The 15,086-nt window shown below is 60.5% G+C and carries 12 protein-coding genes and 1 riboswitch; all 12 genes read right to left on the reverse strand.

Translation table 11 applies throughout. From position 1 onward, the window contains the following. Nucleotides 1-247: 247 nt before the first annotated feature. The 12 genes from ACTQWD_RS04585 to ACTQWD_RS04640 all read right to left on the reverse strand — a co-directional run bounded on the left by ACTQWD_RS04585 (nt 248) and on the right by ACTQWD_RS04640 (nt 14,783). Complete coding sequence (locus ACTQWD_RS04585) at nt 248-1,531, reverse strand: aminotransferase class III-fold pyridoxal phosphate-dependent enzyme (protein WP_441559372.1); 1,284 nt, start codon at nt 1,529-1,531, stop codon at nt 248-250. 68 nt (nt 1,532-1,599) lie between these two features. Further along, nucleotides 1,600-2,580, reverse strand: coding sequence for an acetylglutamate kinase (gene argB / locus ACTQWD_RS04590; protein ID WP_441559373.1), 981 nt, complete (start codon nt 2,578-2,580; stop codon nt 1,600-1,602). Between the two features lie 81 nt (nt 2,581-2,661). Then, nucleotides 2,662-3,930: a bifunctional glutamate N-acetyltransferase/amino-acid acetyltransferase ArgJ gene (gene argJ, locus ACTQWD_RS04595; protein ID WP_441056393.1), complete on the reverse strand. Its 1,269-nt coding sequence runs from the start codon at nt 3,928-3,930 to the stop codon at nt 2,662-2,664. 134 nt (nt 3,931-4,064) lie between these two features. Beyond that, on the reverse strand, nt 4,065-5,135 hold the full coding sequence (gene argC / locus ACTQWD_RS04600; RefSeq protein WP_427727000.1) for an N-acetyl-gamma-glutamyl-phosphate reductase: 1,071 nt from the start codon (nt 5,133-5,135) through the stop codon (nt 4,065-4,067). Between the two features lie 263 nt (nt 5,136-5,398). After that, nucleotides 5,399-5,809, reverse strand: a complete 411-nt coding sequence (locus tag ACTQWD_RS04605; RefSeq protein ID WP_427718303.1) for a pyridoxamine 5'-phosphate oxidase family protein — start codon at nt 5,807-5,809, stop codon at nt 5,399-5,401. A gap of 54 nt (nt 5,810-5,863) precedes the next feature. Beyond that, nucleotides 5,864-6,310, reverse strand: a complete 447-nt coding sequence (locus tag ACTQWD_RS04610) for a pyridoxamine 5'-phosphate oxidase family protein (protein ID WP_427726998.1) — start codon at nt 6,308-6,310, stop codon at nt 5,864-5,866. Between the two features lie 30 nt (nt 6,311-6,340). Then, nucleotides 6,341-7,141 (reverse strand): energy-coupling factor transporter transmembrane component T family protein, encoded by an 801-nt coding sequence (locus ACTQWD_RS04615; protein WP_441559374.1) that lies wholly within the window; start codon nt 7,139-7,141, stop codon nt 6,341-6,343. Further along, nucleotides 7,141-9,045 (reverse strand): energy-coupling factor transporter ATPase, encoded by a 1,905-nt coding sequence (locus tag ACTQWD_RS04620; RefSeq protein WP_441559375.1) that lies wholly within the window; start codon nt 9,043-9,045, stop codon nt 7,141-7,143. Before ACTQWD_RS04620 ends, ACTQWD_RS04615 begins: the two co-directional genes overlap by 1 nt. Then, nucleotides 9,042-9,632 carry an ECF transporter S component gene (locus tag ACTQWD_RS04625; protein ID WP_441559376.1) on the reverse strand — a complete coding sequence of 197 codons (591 nt, stop codon included), beginning with the start codon at nt 9,630-9,632 and terminating at the stop codon, nt 9,042-9,044. The genes ACTQWD_RS04620 and ACTQWD_RS04625 overlap by 4 nt, the downstream gene beginning before the upstream one ends. Nucleotides 9,633-9,637: 5 nt before the next feature. Further along, nucleotides 9,638-9,830, reverse strand: a riboswitch (FMN riboswitch). A gap of 366 nt (nt 9,831-10,196) precedes the next feature. After that, complete coding sequence (groL, locus tag ACTQWD_RS04630) at nt 10,197-11,834, reverse strand: chaperonin GroEL (RefSeq protein WP_154514811.1); 1,638 nt, start codon at nt 11,832-11,834, stop codon at nt 10,197-10,199. Nucleotides 11,835-11,930: 96 nt separating this feature from the next. Further along, nucleotides 11,931-12,224, reverse strand: a complete 294-nt coding sequence (groES, locus tag ACTQWD_RS04635) for a co-chaperone GroES (protein ID WP_441559377.1) — start codon at nt 12,222-12,224, stop codon at nt 11,931-11,933. Nucleotides 12,225-13,139: 915 nt separating this feature from the next. Then, entirely contained in the window at nt 13,140-14,783 is a 1,644-nt protein-coding gene (locus ACTQWD_RS04640; protein ID WP_441559378.1) for an amidohydrolase, read from the reverse strand. Nucleotides 14,784-15,086: the final 303 nt, after the last annotated feature.

Raw genomic sequence — 15,086 nt, forward strand, 5'->3', positions numbered from 1 at the left:
CCAGCGCAGCACGCGAGGAGCGGAGCGACGAAGCGGGGCGCGGGCGGCGCCAGCCGCACGCGGACATCCCTCATCGCCCACCACTTGATTGAAAAGGCTCCCAGCGATGGGGGCCTTTCTTTTATGCACACGGCCTATCCCAGCCATGGTAAATCGATAGCAAAACGTGCTCCAGTTTGCCCAATCGTGCGCCAAACGGCACGCGACGGTCTGGAACCCGCTTCAAATTGCTCTATGCCTGATGACGCTAAGCAAAAACACCCGCCAGGATCTCGATTAGGCTGTCCACATCGGCTTCCTCGCACACGAGCGGCGGCAAGAAGCGCAGTGTATGTGCACCTGTAGCGTTAATCACGGTACCAGCCACCAATGCGCGAGCCACAACGTCGTGCGCATCACCCGCAGCATCGTCCAAATCACAGCCGAGCATTAGGCCGCGACCGCGCACCTCGGTAACATGCGGCAGCCTGGCGAGCCTTGCCTCCATATAGGCACCCACCTTGGCGGCATGGTCTGCGTAGTCACCGCGCACAAGCACGGAGAGCGTCGCGGCACACGCCGCGATGGCCAAGCAGCTGCCGCCGAAGGTCGAACCATGGTCGCCGGGCTTAAAGATGTCAGCGATTTCCTTCTTTGCCACCACGGCACCCATGGGCACGCCGTCGGCGATGCCCTTGGCAAGACTCATGATATCGGGCTCCACACCATAAGTCTGGAACGCGAACGGCTTGCCGGAGCGGAAAATACCACACTGGACCTCATCGGCGATAAGCACGGCACCCACCTCGTGTGCCAAGTCGCGCGCCGCAGCCATAAACTCCTCGGTCATGGGATGCACGCCGCTTTCGCCCTGGATCGGCTCGAGCATCACAGCGCAAATCTCGCTTCCCAGCTGCTTAAAGATTGCGTGCAGTTCATCTACATCGTTGGGCGTGCATGCCACAAAGCCACCCGGCAGCGGGCGGAAACTGTCCTGCAGCCAATCCTGCATGGTCGCGGCAATGGTCTCGAGCGTACGACCATGAAATCCGCCGCGCATACACACGATGGTGTTGCCACCGTTGCCAGCACGTTGGGCATACAGACGCGCGAGCTTCATAGAGCCCTCGTTGGCCTCGGCACCGGAATTGGCAAAGAACGTCTCCCACACCTGCTCGCCCGCAGCCGGAGCGCCAAGCGCCGCCGCCGTGGTCTCGTCGCCAGCGGCAATCGCGTCGGCAAGCACGCGCGCACCGTCCGCATCGTCGTTGGCGAGCTTGGACAGCAACGCCGCGACCTGGCCGCGCTGCTCAATGTAGAAGTAGTTCGAGACATGCAGGAGCTTCTTGGCCTGGGCCTCGAGCGCCGAGAGCACCGCCGGGTTGCCGTGGCCTAGGCTGCATACGCCAATACCTGCAAGAAAATCGAGATATTCGCGACCATCGTCGCCGGTGAGCTTCATGCCGTGGCCCTCGACAAACTCGACCGGCGAGCGGCCAAAGGTTTGCATAACGTAGTGGGATTCGAGCGATTGTTGAGCTGCAAGTGACATGAGATGCCTTTCGTTAAGCGCCAGGTGGCGCGGACTGTGGGTGTAACGGTGTGACGATTTCTAACCAGCTAGACCGTCTGGAGCTTCTCGACCTCGTCGAGGTTCTCGGTCAGGCGCGCCGCAAAGGTCGAAAGCGGGTGCGGGTGCGTATCAAATTCGTAGGCCGTCTCGGTAGAGTGGATCACGGTGCCGACGCCGGCATCGGTCAGCAGCTCCAGGAGCAGCGAATGCGGCGTGGTACCGTTAATGATGTGAGCGCGAAATACGCCGCCGACAAGCGCATCGACGGCCGCGCGCAGTTTGGGAATCATGCCCTTATCGACCTCGCCACCGTAGAGCATCTCATTAACCTCGTCGAGCGTTAGGTTGGAGATGAGCGAGTCTTTATCGCTAAAGTCCTTGTACAGGCCGTCGACGTCGGTCAAAAAGATCGCCTTGTGCGCGTGGAGCGCCGCCGCAACGGCACCGGCGGCGGTGTCGGCGTTGATATTGAAGAAGCCACCGTCCTCCCCCGCCGCGACGGTAGCGATGACGGGAATATACTCGCTATCGAGCAAGTTCTCGATGTAGTCGGTGTTGACATGCGTCACTTTGCCCACGCGTCCGAGCTCGGGGTCGAGCGGCTCGGCGATGAGCGTGCCGGCGTCGCTGCCCGATACGCCCACGGCCAAGTTACCGTGGTGGTTGATTGCCGCCACCAGCTCTTGGTTAACCTTGCCGCCCAGCACCTCGCGCACGATATCCATGGTCGCCGGCGTGGTCACGCGCTGACCGTTCTTAAACTCGATGGGCATATCGTAATGGCTCAGCGCCTCGTTGATGGCTTTACCACCGCCATGCACGATGACGGGGCGCATGCCGATAATCTTGAGCAAAACGATGTCGCTCATCACGTCGCGACGTAGTTGCTCGTCTACCATGGCGGCCCCGCCATACTTGATAACGACCGTCTTGCCGGTCAGGTTTTTAATCCACGGCAGCGCTTCGAACAGCAGCTGCGCAGTTGCTTCGTTGGATTCGCTCGAACGACAATCGCGTGCGAATTTCATAATCTGCCTCGTCTTTCGTATCGTTATCGCGCTGTGCTCCGCTGCCCGCAATCGCGGCGAGATGCGCAGCGTGCCTGGAGTCTAGGAGCGGTAGTCACCATTGATTGAGATGTACTCGTGCGTGAGGTCACAGGTCCACACGGTCGTTGCCGCGTCGCCTGCGCCCAGGTCGGCCGAAATCACGATCTCGGGCGCCTCAAAACGTCGCAGGGCCTCGTCCTCGTCAAAAGGAACAGTCAGGCCATCGCGGCAGACGGGCATGCCCATCATGTCGATGGAAACGTCTTCCTGATTAAACTTTACGCCGCACTTGCCGAGCGCCATGGCAACGCGACCCCAATTGCAGTCGTGGCCAGCGATGCAGGTCTTGACGAGCGGCGAATTGGCGACGGCACGGGCGGCGATATCGGCTTCCTCGTCGTTGGCGGCGCCGGTGACGTTAACCGTCACGAGCTTTGACGCACCCTCGCCATCGGCCGCGATGTTACGTGCCAGGCTCTCGCACACCTCGTGCACGGCAAAGGCCAGCTCGTCAAAGGCGTCAGTGCCCTCGACGATGGCCTCGGCATCCGCGGCGGCAGCGCCAGAAGCCAGCATGATACAGGTGTCGTTGGTCGAGGTATCGGAATCGACCGTCACTTTATTAAAGGTCTGTTTAACGGTCGAGAGCAGTAGGGTGTGGAGCGCCGCCGACTCGACGGGGGCATCGGTAGTAATGACCGCGATCATGGTGGCCATATTGGGCATGATCATGCCCGATCCCTTGCACATGCCGCCCACCGTATAAGCGTTGCCCACATGGCCCACAGCCTCACTGCGGTAGCGAACGGCATACTCCTTGGAATGCGTATCGGTCGTCATGATGGCACGGGCTGCATCGGCGCCGCCATGGGCAGAGAGTGCCTCGTAGGCGGACGGAATTGCCGTCTCAAACGTGTCGATCGGCAGAATCTGTCCGATCACGCCCGTGGAGGCAACTAAAATCTGTTGGGGTTCACAGCCAATGACCTGCGAGGCGATATTGCACGTCTCGCGCGCACAGGCAAGGCCGGTCTCGCCCGTGGCGGCGTTCGCGTTGCCGGAGTTGATTGAAACACCGGCGATGATGCCATAGCCCTTGTCCGTACCGCCCAGGTTGGCACGGCTCACCTGCACGGGCGCCGCACAAAAGCGGTTGGTCGTAAACACGCCGGCCCCGGGACAGGGTTTATCGGGCACAACGAGCGCGTAATCCAGGCGCTCGGGATTCTTGCGGAATCCGGCATGGATGCCCGCCGCCTTAAAGCCGGCTGCCGCCGTTACGCCGCCCTCTACGGCACGAATCTTGATATCGAACTGCTCAGCATTCATCGTCTTTACGACTCCTTATGTCAAACAAAAAATGGGCATCGGTTGGTGCGCCATGCCAGCCACAATCATGAGACCAGCTTAAAAGTGGCGCCAAACTCGATACCCGACTACCAAATCGTTAATAATCGAATGTGCTACACCGGGCACGCCACTGTGGGCAAGCCTCGTCGCTCGTCAAAACCAAAGACGATGTTGGCGCACTGGACCGCCTGGCCCGCAGCGCCCTTGCACAAATTGTCGATGGCGCCCGTCGCCACCAGCACGCCCGCACGCTTGTTGAGCGCAAGGCCGATCTGGGCGGCATTGGTACCGACAACCGAAGCCGTCTTGGGCTGCTGGCCGGCATCGAGCACGCGCACAAAGGTACGACCGGCGTAGAACTTCTTGTAATGGTCGACGGCATCCTCAAGAGTCAGCGCTTCGAGAGCCTGCGTTGCGAGCGGCAGCGTCACCGTAGAGAGCAGGCCGCGCTTGAGCGGTGCCAGGTGCGGAGTAAAGACGACGCGATCGGTAAGGCCCAGAATTTGCTCGATTTCTGGCGTATGGCGATGTTTTCCTACGCCATAGGCCTCCAGATTCTCGTCCGCGCTGCAAAAATGGGTGCGGGTGTTGCACGACTTACCGGCACCCGTCACGCCACTGATGGCGTCGACGACTACGGGGCCGCTCTGGGCCACCCAGCCCGCACGCACGGCAGGCGCGGCAGCAAGACTCGTTGCGGTGGGATAGCAACCGGCGCAGGCGACCAGCACGGGTCTGCCAGCGGCATGGCTGGAAGCAGCGGTCTCTAAGTCCTGGCAGAACAACTCGGGCAGACCGAAGGCACGTGTTTTAAGCAACTCGGGGCTCGTGTGCTCGGCGGCATACCATGTCTCAAAGACAGACGCGTCGCTCAGACGGTAATCGGCCGAAAGATCAAAGCAAGAGACACCCGATGCAAGCAGAGCGGGCACCTGTGCCATGGCAGCCGTGTGCGGCACGGCGAGAAAAACCGCATCGCAGCTCTTGAGTTCAGGGGCGTCATGCGTGGTGAAAACCAGATCGCTCACGCCAGCAAAGCTCGGATACACCGCGGACAGCAGCTGGCCGGCATCGGCGTTGGACGTAATGGCAACAAGTTCAAACTCGGGATGGCCGAGCACGAGGCGAATAAGCTCGGCGCCGGCATATCCAGCCGCGCCGACGATTCCAACCTTTAAAGACATATCGGACTCCTTGTCTGCGGTCTTATGCGTCATTGCGCATTCCGCAGCCGTCGTTATGAGGTAGGTTGAAACTTTAGCACCTGAGAATGCATATTTACGCAAATAATTTGTGTCTTCATGCATTGAAACATACCCGACACATTCACTTGAAAGAATTGACAAAAAATAAGCGAGCTCTGCATTAGCCGCAGCGCATCATGCTGCTGGCCAATGCAGAGCCCACCTTATACGGAATACCAAACTTAAGGATCGCCCAGAGCAGCCTAGAGCTCGACCGGAACCCATTCGTCGTGATTGCAGATAAAAGCCTCGGGGTCCTCGACGCTAAAGAAGACGAGCGTGGGATCGTTAGGCCCCTCATAGTGCTCGCTCAAGCGCTCAAGATGTTTCCACCCGGCCTCGCGCATTTCATCCGAAGCCCGGTCGTCCAGACCCGCACGCCCGCGCAGGATCAACCAACCATGGCCCGGCCACCAACTCGTGGCCTCAAAGCGCTGGTTTTGCAGCAGCTCTTGCCACACATCTTTGGTGCGCGCCGTTACAAACCACAGCTTGCCGTCCTGAATCTGCGCAAACGAGAACGGACGCACATGCGGCTGCCCGTCCACGCTCGTCGCTAGGTACCACGCCGGCACCGACGTCAGATACTCCAGCACCGTATTCAATCCGTCCACGTTTCCTCCTGTCATCTGACCAGTCTTTTTGGAATGGGCAGCTAATTTGGGAAATTAAAGTTCGAGGAGCTCTTCGCTGCCGTCGATATCGCAGAACCGTGCGGCGATGTTGCGGACCGAGAAGAACGCAAGGCGGCCATCGTTGGCACTATCGTGTTGCTCGCCAATGCCCACCATGTGCTTAAAGCCCGTCTGGCGCACCTTGTCACTCACGAATGCATCGTCCTCGAGTGCGGCCTCGCCAGTTAACACGATCCAGCACTCCCCCGGCTTCCAGCCCGATACCTCAAACTTGGGATTCTTGCTCAACTCCGCCCACACGTCCTTGTCGCGCGACGTGCAAAACCACAGCTTGTCGTTATCGACCATGGCAAACGAAAACGGCCTCACGCGGGGCTGATGCCCGTCGTTTGCATCGGTCGTGGCAAGATACCACGCCGGAATGCGCCTGAGATACGAGCAGACGCGCTCGAGCTGAGCCATGCGATCGATGTCGGTCATAGAGACCCCTTTCTTGCGCTCGAATCGAGCTTAGACGAGTTGGAGATTGATAACGACAACGCATACCACCAGCAGCGTCATCGCCACCGCGGCCAGTGCATCCCCGCGGCCAAACGTAAGCGCATGCAGACGCGTGCGTCCCCGCTCGCCGTGATAGCAGCGCGCATCCATAGCGGCCGAAAGCGTCTCGGCATGACGGAACACGCCAGCAAACAGCGGAATCGCCACACTGCCGAGCATGCGCACGCCACCGAGCGGACCGCCCGTCACGCGCGCGCCACGGCTTGCCTGTGCATCGGCCGTCTGTTTCATCTCGGTGGCAAATTGTGGCATAAATCGCAGTGCGATACCCATAATCATGCCGAGCTCGTGCGCCGGAAGCCCCACACGCGCGAATGGTGCGAGCAGGCGCTCAAAACCCGCGGTGAGGTCGAGTGTCGGCGTGGTGAGCGTAATGGCGCTCATGCCGGCCATCATCATCGTCAGGCGACACGCCATAAACGTCGCAGAACGCAGCGAGCCCTCGCTCACCTGCAAAAAGCCAAACTGCCACAAAATGCGGCCACTCTGATCGGAAAACAGGTTGAGCACCGCGACCACCACGACAATCGCCAGCAGTGGTGCCATCGACGATAGGACCCGACACAACGGAACCCGGGCCGCGACATAGACCAGCACGACAAAAATTGCGACCGGAACCAGCCCGCGGAAGCTGCCGACGGTGAGCGCAGTGATCAGAAATGCGAAACCTAGGAGCAACTTAGTTCGCGGATCCAGGCGGTGGATCGCACTATCGCCGGGATAGTAGCTGCCAAACGAAAACGCCTCCATTAGCAGCCCTCCTCTTGCGTGGCCATCTTGGAACCAGCCTGACGCGACGCCCTCAAAGGTCCGTCCGCGCAGCCTAGCAGCATGCCGGCCAACTCGTCGGCCAGCGACTCAACCGTATAAAGCTTGTCGCAGCGGAGCGGCACACCGGCTTGCACGAGCGACAATGCCATGCGCTGCGCAGCGGGAACGCCCAAACCGATCGATTTGAGCTCGTTCGCGTGCGCAAAAACCTGTGCGGGCGTTCCATCGGCAAACACCGCGCCCTCGTTCATCACAACGATACGGTCACAACAATTTGCCAGGTCATCCATGCTGTGCGAAACCATGACAACGGTCAGGCCCTCACGATGGAGCCGATCGATGAGCCCCAGGAACTCCCTGCGCGCAGCCGGATCGAGCCCCGCCATGGGCTCGTCGAGCACCAGGACCTCGGGCTCCATGGCGAGCACGCCGGCAAACGCCACGCGGCGCTGCTGACCGCCCGAAAGCTCAAAGGGGCTCTTGTCGCCTATCGCAGCAAGGTCGAGGCCCACGCGCGCAAGCGATGTTGCGACACGGCGAACAACCTCGTCTTGCGGCAAGCCAAGGTTGCGCGGGCCAAACGCCACGTCCTGCGCCACGGTCTCGGCAAATAGCTGGCGCTCGGGATACTGAAACACCACGCCGACCTTGGCCTTAACCGCGGAGGCGCCTTTCTTGCTTGATAGGTCGAGCCCCAGTGCGCAAACGCTCCCCTCCTGTGGACGAATCAGCCCGTTGAGATGCTGAACCAGCGTTGATTTACCCGAGCCGGTATGACCCGCCAGGCCCAGAAACTCGCCGCGACGCACCGTCAGCGAAACATCACGTAGCGCCCAGGGGCTGTTTGGATCGTTGCCCCAAAGAGCCTGTTTGCCCGATGCGCCCACAGTGGTCGAGCGCTTGCGCCATCGGCGGCGCTCGCGGACGCTCAGCGAGTAACTATGCGAGAGGTGCGAAATCTCGATGACGGGTTCCGACGCGACCATCCCACCGGCTGCAGAGGATGCATGGTCAAGCACACGAGAATCGGATGCGGAGGGCCGCCCAGCGACGCCCGCCCCGCTCCGCTCAGCATAAACCTGTGCAATCTCGGCGACCATATCCGCCTCACGCACCTGCGCGCAAACGGGTACGCCCTTCGCGCGGAGTGCCCTACCTAGACAGCACGACGCCGGCATATCCAGGTTGAGCTGGGCAAGTTCGTCCGCCCGCGTCAGAATCTCCTCGGGCGCACCGAGCATGGCAACGCGCCCCGCCCGAAACACCGCGACACGATCGGCCTCGGCGGCCTCTTCCATAAAGTGCGTAATCATCACGATGGTCATGCCGCGATCGTGCAACGCGCGGCAAACCTTCATGAGGCCCTTACGTCCACGCGGATCGAGCATCGAGGAAGCCTCGTCCAATATGAGCACGCGCGGTTCCATGGCGAGCACGCCGGCAAGCGCCACGCGCTGCTTTTGGCCGCCCGAAAGTGCATGGGTCTCGTGGCGCTCAAAGCCCACCAGGCCCACACCCTTCAGCGCCTCGCGTACGCGCTGCGCAATTTGCGCCGATTCGACCCCTAAGTTCTCGGGACCAAACGCAACGTCATCTTCGACAAGCGTTGCCACCAGCTGATCATCGGGATTCTGGAACACCATGCCCGCGGTCGAACGAATGTCGTAGACCAACTCGGGATCGGATGCATCCATGCCGTTGATACGCACCGTGCCTGCATCGGGCTGCAGCAGCGCATTCAGATGCTTGGCAAACGTCGACTTGCCCGACCCATTGCCGCCGAGGATGCAGAAAAACTCGCCATCCTCGATGTTCAGATCGATACCGTCGAGCGCCGGCGTGACACCGTCATAGCTAAAGGAAACGCCTCGACAATCAATCATGCGCGGCCTTTGACCTGGTCCTTTTTAGGCGTGATGAGGTTGGAGACCGCTTTGTACACTGCAAGCGTGAGCACCGAGTTGAGCACGGTCTTGATAAGGTTGAACGGTAGCACGGCAGGAACCATGAGCGGAGCGATCGTATCGACCGAGCCATACCAGAACCATACGCCAATGGTAAGGTTTGCGACCATAGACAGTGCCGTAGCGGCAATGACGCCGAACACCAGGCCAATCACGGCACCCTTATAGGTATGCATCTTCTGGTAGACGATAGCCGCGGGCAGAATGTAGCCCAGCGTGGCAACCAGGTTCATAAGCGCACCGACCCAGTCACCCGTGGTGAGCGCGTGAATAACGATAGCCATAGCGGCAACAGCAGTACCGGCGCCGGGACCATACGCAAACCCGCACACCATCGCTGGCACCAGCGACGGATCGTAGGTCAAAAACGGCGCCGAAGGAAGGATGGGCAGCTGCACGTACATAAACAGGGCGCCCAAGGCACACATCAGCGCCATGGTAACGAGCTGTTTGGTGCTCCACCTATTCGTGTTCTCAAAATGGATATGCTGCGACTGTTCAGACATAAGATCACCTGCCTCTTTCATCCGGACTCTAACCGTTGGTACTGGGATCTCACCAGTTCAGCCGGTATGCGAACCAACGCACGCACGGGTCGCGGACTCATCGGATCGGACGCAGGTACCTCGCCTGCGCCACGGCGCCCCTCTGGCACCGTCCGATTTACCGCCAGTGGGGAATTACACCCCGCCCTGAAACAGCAATTCCAAGTCTAGCACGGGCAGGCTTTCGCGCAAGTATGCCAAAGGTAATTTATAGTGGGGATCAGTTGCCGCAACAACCACGTTCCCCACCCATCCCACAGTAACGCGCCTTTCGCGCAAAGCGCGAAACAGCGTCCGGGATACGTATCCCCAACAACCACGTTCTCCGCGAGCCGACCTCAAGGCCGTAAACGTAGGGAATCCGGGGGCGTGACGGGGCTTCTCTCCGGAACATTCCGCAGGACGCAAAGAGGCTCCGCAGCGCGAAGCGCGATGCGGAGCCTCTTTGCATGTCCGAGGACGTTCCGGAGAGAAGCCCCGTCACGCCCCCGGGATTCCCGGTGGGAGTTCTAGACCTTGTCGGCCTTAGTACATACCGCCGCCCTGCTGACCAGCGGTAGCAGCAGCGATAGCATCCTCAAGCTGAGTGTTCTTGGGCACATCGGAAACCGTGGCCTCGGTGATGAGGATCAGGCTGGCGACAGAAGCAGCGTTCTGCAGGGTGACGCGGCTGACCTTGACGGGGTCGAGGACGCCCATCTCGATCATGTCGCCCCACTCGCCGCTGGCAGAGTTGAGACCCTGGCCAGCGGGCAGCTCGGCGACCTTGTCGACCACGACAGCGCCCTCAAAGCCAGCGTTCTTGGCAATGGTTGCGACCGGAGCGGTCAGAGCCTTCTTGACGATGTCGACGCCGATCTTCTCCTCGGGGTCGTCGATCTCGACTGCATCGAGCGCAGGCACAGCGTCCATGAAGGCGACGCCGCCGCCAGCGACAATGCCCTCCTCGACAGCAGCGCGGGTTGCCTGCAGGGCGTCCTCGACGCGGTGCTTGATCTCCTTGAGCTCGGACTCGGTGGCAGCGCCGACCTTGATGACGGCAACGCCACCGGAGAGCTTGGCCAGGCGCTCTTGGAGCTTCTCGCGGTCGAAGTCAGAGGTGGTGTTCTCCATCTCGCCCTTGATCTGAGCAATACGGGCGTCGATGGCCTCCTTGGAGCCAGCGCCGCCGACGATGACGGTGTTGTCCTTGGAGATGGTGACGGACTTAGCGGTACCGAGCATATCGGCGGTGATGTCAGCGACCTTCACGCCCAGCTCGTCCAGAGCAGCCTGACCACCGGTGAGGACGGCGATGTCCTCGAGAATGCGCTTGCGGCGATCGCCGTAGCCCGGAGCCTTGACGGCGCAGACGTTGAGGGCGCCGCGGATCTTGTTGAGGACGAGGGTGGGCAGGGCCTCGCCGTCGATGTCCTCAGCGATGATGAGCAGGCCACGGCCAGCGCGCTGGACAGCCTCGAGAACAGGCATGATGTCCTGGACGCTGGAGATCTTCTGGTCGGTGATGAGGATGTACGGATCCTTCATCACGGCCTCCATGCGGTCGTTGTCCGTGACGAAGTAAGCGGAGACGTAGCCCTTATCGAACTGCATGCCCTCGACGGTGTCGATGGTGATGTCGAACGTCTGGGAATCCTCGACGGTGATGACGCCGTCCTTGCCCACGACTTCCATGGCCTCGGCGATCTTCTCGCCGACCTCGGGGTCACCGGCGGAGATGGTACCGACGGAAGCAATCTGCTCCTTGGTCTCGACCGGCTTGGCCTGCTTCTTCATCTCGGCGACGGCGGCGTTGACGGCCTTGTCGATGCCGCGACGGATGGCCAGCGGGTTGGCGCCAGCGGCGACGTTGCGCAGGCCGTCGTTAACGATGGCCTGAGCGAGCAGGGTTGCGGTGGTGGTGCCGTCACCCACGGTGTCGTTGGTCTTGGTGGCGACCTCCTTCACCAGCTGGGCACCCATGTTCTCGATGTTGTCCTCGAGCTCGATCTCCTTGGCGACGGAAACGCCGTCGTTGGTGATGGTCGGGGCACCGAACGTGCGCTGCAGGGCGACATAGCGACCCTTGGGGCCCATGGTGACGGTAACGGCATCGGCCAGAGTGTTGACGCCCTTGGCGAGCTTAGCGCGGGCATCGGTATTGAACGTAATGTTCTTTGCCATGGTAGGTAATCCTCCAAAAGAAATGTGACTCACGTCGCCGCTTCCGAGTCCTATGCGGCGACCGCGTTCAAAGACGAATCAGAGAGCCTGATGAGACTAGGCCTCGACGACGGCGTAAATGTCGTCGGCGCGCATCAGCAGATACTTCTCGCCGTCGACCTTGACCTCGTTGCCACCGAACTTGCCGTAGATGACAACGTCGCCTTCCTTGACGTCCATGGGGATGCGCTCACCCTTGCCGTTGACCTTGCCAGCGCCAACGGCAATGACGGTGCCGCGCTGCGGCTTCTCCTGAGCGTTGCTGGCGATATACAGACCAGAAGCGGTCTTCTGCTCGGCCTCGTCGGGCTTGACCAGAACACGATCTGCAAGCGGCTTCAAAGACGACATGCTTGTCTCCTCCTTTTTGGGCCGCGTGGATATGCCACGCGAATTAACCCTATTTGTTTGCGTACGCGTTGAATGGTACCCACGAATGGCGGGTTATACAACACAGAGTCAAAAAATCTTATTTTTTGGCACTTAGATTTTCTGAATGCCGGGGGGATAACTTAGAAGTGGCTCCTTGGACGGACCGGAGGGCATGAAGTTTGCTGCTCTACAGTCCTGCGCAAGACGGAAAGCGCATTAAGTGCCTTCCTTTGCGTGCGGAACTCGCGACAAACCTTATGCCCCGCCCCTCCGGAGCCACACGGGAGCCAAGTTAACTAGTTCGGGCGCGGCATTCAGAAACGTCAGTGCAGCAAAATGGCGATGCGGATAGGAACATGGGCATGGCTTTCGCTGCACGCACGGGTCCCCTGGGGAGCACCGTGCATTTTTGGGAGTATTCAGCAGACCAGGATGGCTGTATACGCGCCAGACACATCTTATTGGTCCCAAGGACGCCTTCGACCGGCGATTTGGGTCGGCAGGCAGACCCCATCAGGGCATAAAGGCATGCCTCGTGCCTGCCCGGACGCCAAAATGACGTCAATCCCCATGACATTACCCGACCGCAACGGCGCCGGCAGAGCTCGCAGTGCTGAATACTCCGTTTTTTGTACGGCCCAGGCGGGGGTACATCAGGGCCAGAAAGAACATCCCAACCTTTTTATGCAATCTGTAATGGGAAGTATGCAAAACACCATGAGGCAGCATTGCAAATGTCCAATTTGAACGCGCGGGGCAGCAGCGCCTCCACCCCACGCACAAATCCGGCAGAGCAGGGACGCTCATAACGAGTCCCCACCGATATGCAGACGTGGCTCGAGCGCCATCCCAAAATAAGTCGCCCGGGCCGCGTTTAACGACACGGCATGAGCATCAGCGCTCGTAGATGAGGTTACCGGCTAGGTAGGTGGCCTGAACCTTGGTGGCTTGCAGCTCTTGGGGGTCAACGGTGAGCGGGTTTTGGTCCAAGACTACCAGGTCAGCATACTTGCCGGGCTCCAAGCTGCCGAGGTTTTGCTCGTCGCCTGCTGCATAGGCGCTGCCCAAGGTGTAGTTGCGCAAAGCCGTTGCCGCGTCGATGCGCTCGCTCGGCAACCAGCCGCCCTCGGGCCAGTGGCTTTTGGGGTCCTGGCGTGTGATAGCCGTGTAGAGCACGTCCATGCTGGTAACGGGCGTGATGGGGCTGTCGGTACCGAAGGCTTGGCGAATGCCGCGCTGCTTATAGGTTGCGAACGGCCACATGATGCGGCTGCGCTCCAAGCCCAAATCGCGCTCCGGTCCACCCGGGTCGAGCGTAATATGGCAGGGCTGGCTCGAGGCGACCACGTTGAGCTTGCGCAGGCGGTCGATGTCCTCGGGCAGGAGGTTCTCCAGGTGCTCGAGCGTGTTGTGGCCGTGCTGGGGCAGGCCGTACAGACCGGCGGCTTCCTCGAAGATATCCAGCGCGGCATGAATCGCACCGTCGCCGATAACGTGGATGCGCACGGCGCGGCCGCGCTCCGCAGCCGCCAGAACCAGCTTGCGCATGCGCTCGGCGGAAACCGTCAGACGGCCTTGGTCGCCCGGGAAGCGCGGATTGGTATAGGGCTCGGTGAGATATGCCGTATGTTCGCTCGACACGCCGTCAAAGAACTGCTTAAAGCCCGGCGCCGAAAGCAGTGCGTTGTTCGCGTAACGTGCCTGCAGCTCTTCTAGACGCGACTGGTCATCCAGCAGCGTGGGGAACAGATGGGCACGAATGCCCAGCTTGCCGGCTGTCTGCAGTTTGTCGTAGACGTCGTCGCGGATAAAATCGCAGCCCGGCATGGGCATGAGCGACATGTCGCAGATCGAGGTGATGCCCTGCTCGGCCATGCGCCTCATTTGATCGGCGTAAGCGCTTGCGATGCGATCTTCGCCCAGCCACTCAAGGCAGCGCGGCAACAGCTGCATGGCGGCCGCCTCGTGAGCAATGCCCGTGAGCTCACCGTTTGCGTCCTTGTCGTAGCTGCCGCCCGCTGGCGGCTCGCTATCGCGCGTGACGCCGAGCGCCTCGAGAGCGCGACTGTTGAGCCACAGCGTGTGGCCGTCGCCCGAGTACATAACGCAGGGACGATCGGGAAATACCGCATCGAGCGACGCCTTGGTAGGATGCTCGGGCGGGTCCCAACGGTAGTCGCGCCAGCCCTGCGTCACAACCCAAGCGTCGTCGGGCAGATCCTGGGAAAACTCGAGCACGTGCTGCACCAGCGCCACCTCGGACGTGCCCCCATCCATGAGCATATACGGCGAGGAACCGACCGAGGTATGAAAGAAGTGCAGATGAGCGTCATGGAAACCGGGGCAGACAAACTGCTCGCCGTAGTCGATAACCGGCGTGGTGGCAGGAGCGGCGGCGATCACGTCATCGGGCTTGCCGACTGCGACGATACGGTCGCCTGCGATGGCAATCGCCAGCTCACGGGCGGTATCGATGCCATCTTGCGAGGTAAAGACGTTCTTAGAGCGGATAATCCGATCGATATGTTGCATGGGCATCCCCATCTCTGGCAGGAAATTCAACACCCCCGAGTGTACTCCACCGCCACAGCTGCAAAACGTCAAGCGGTAAACGGCACCTTTCCCAACCCCAACGGCCCCGCCTGCCACTTGGGGACGGGGTAGAAATGGTAGATTTCAAGCTTGAAAGCCGCATCCAAGGCTGCGTGCACAAGCAATTTGGACCTGTCAAGGTTACGGAGGTATCCATTTCTACCATTTCTGCCCCGTCCCCAAGTGGCAGGTGGCATACTGGAAAGAGCCTGTACGATTTTGCGATAAACCAGCAAGGAGCAAATCGAC

It is taken from the genome of Collinsella sp. LCP19S3_B6 (assembly GCF_052121815.1).
Classification (GTDB): Bacteria; Actinomycetota; Coriobacteriia; order Coriobacteriales; family Coriobacteriaceae; genus Collinsella.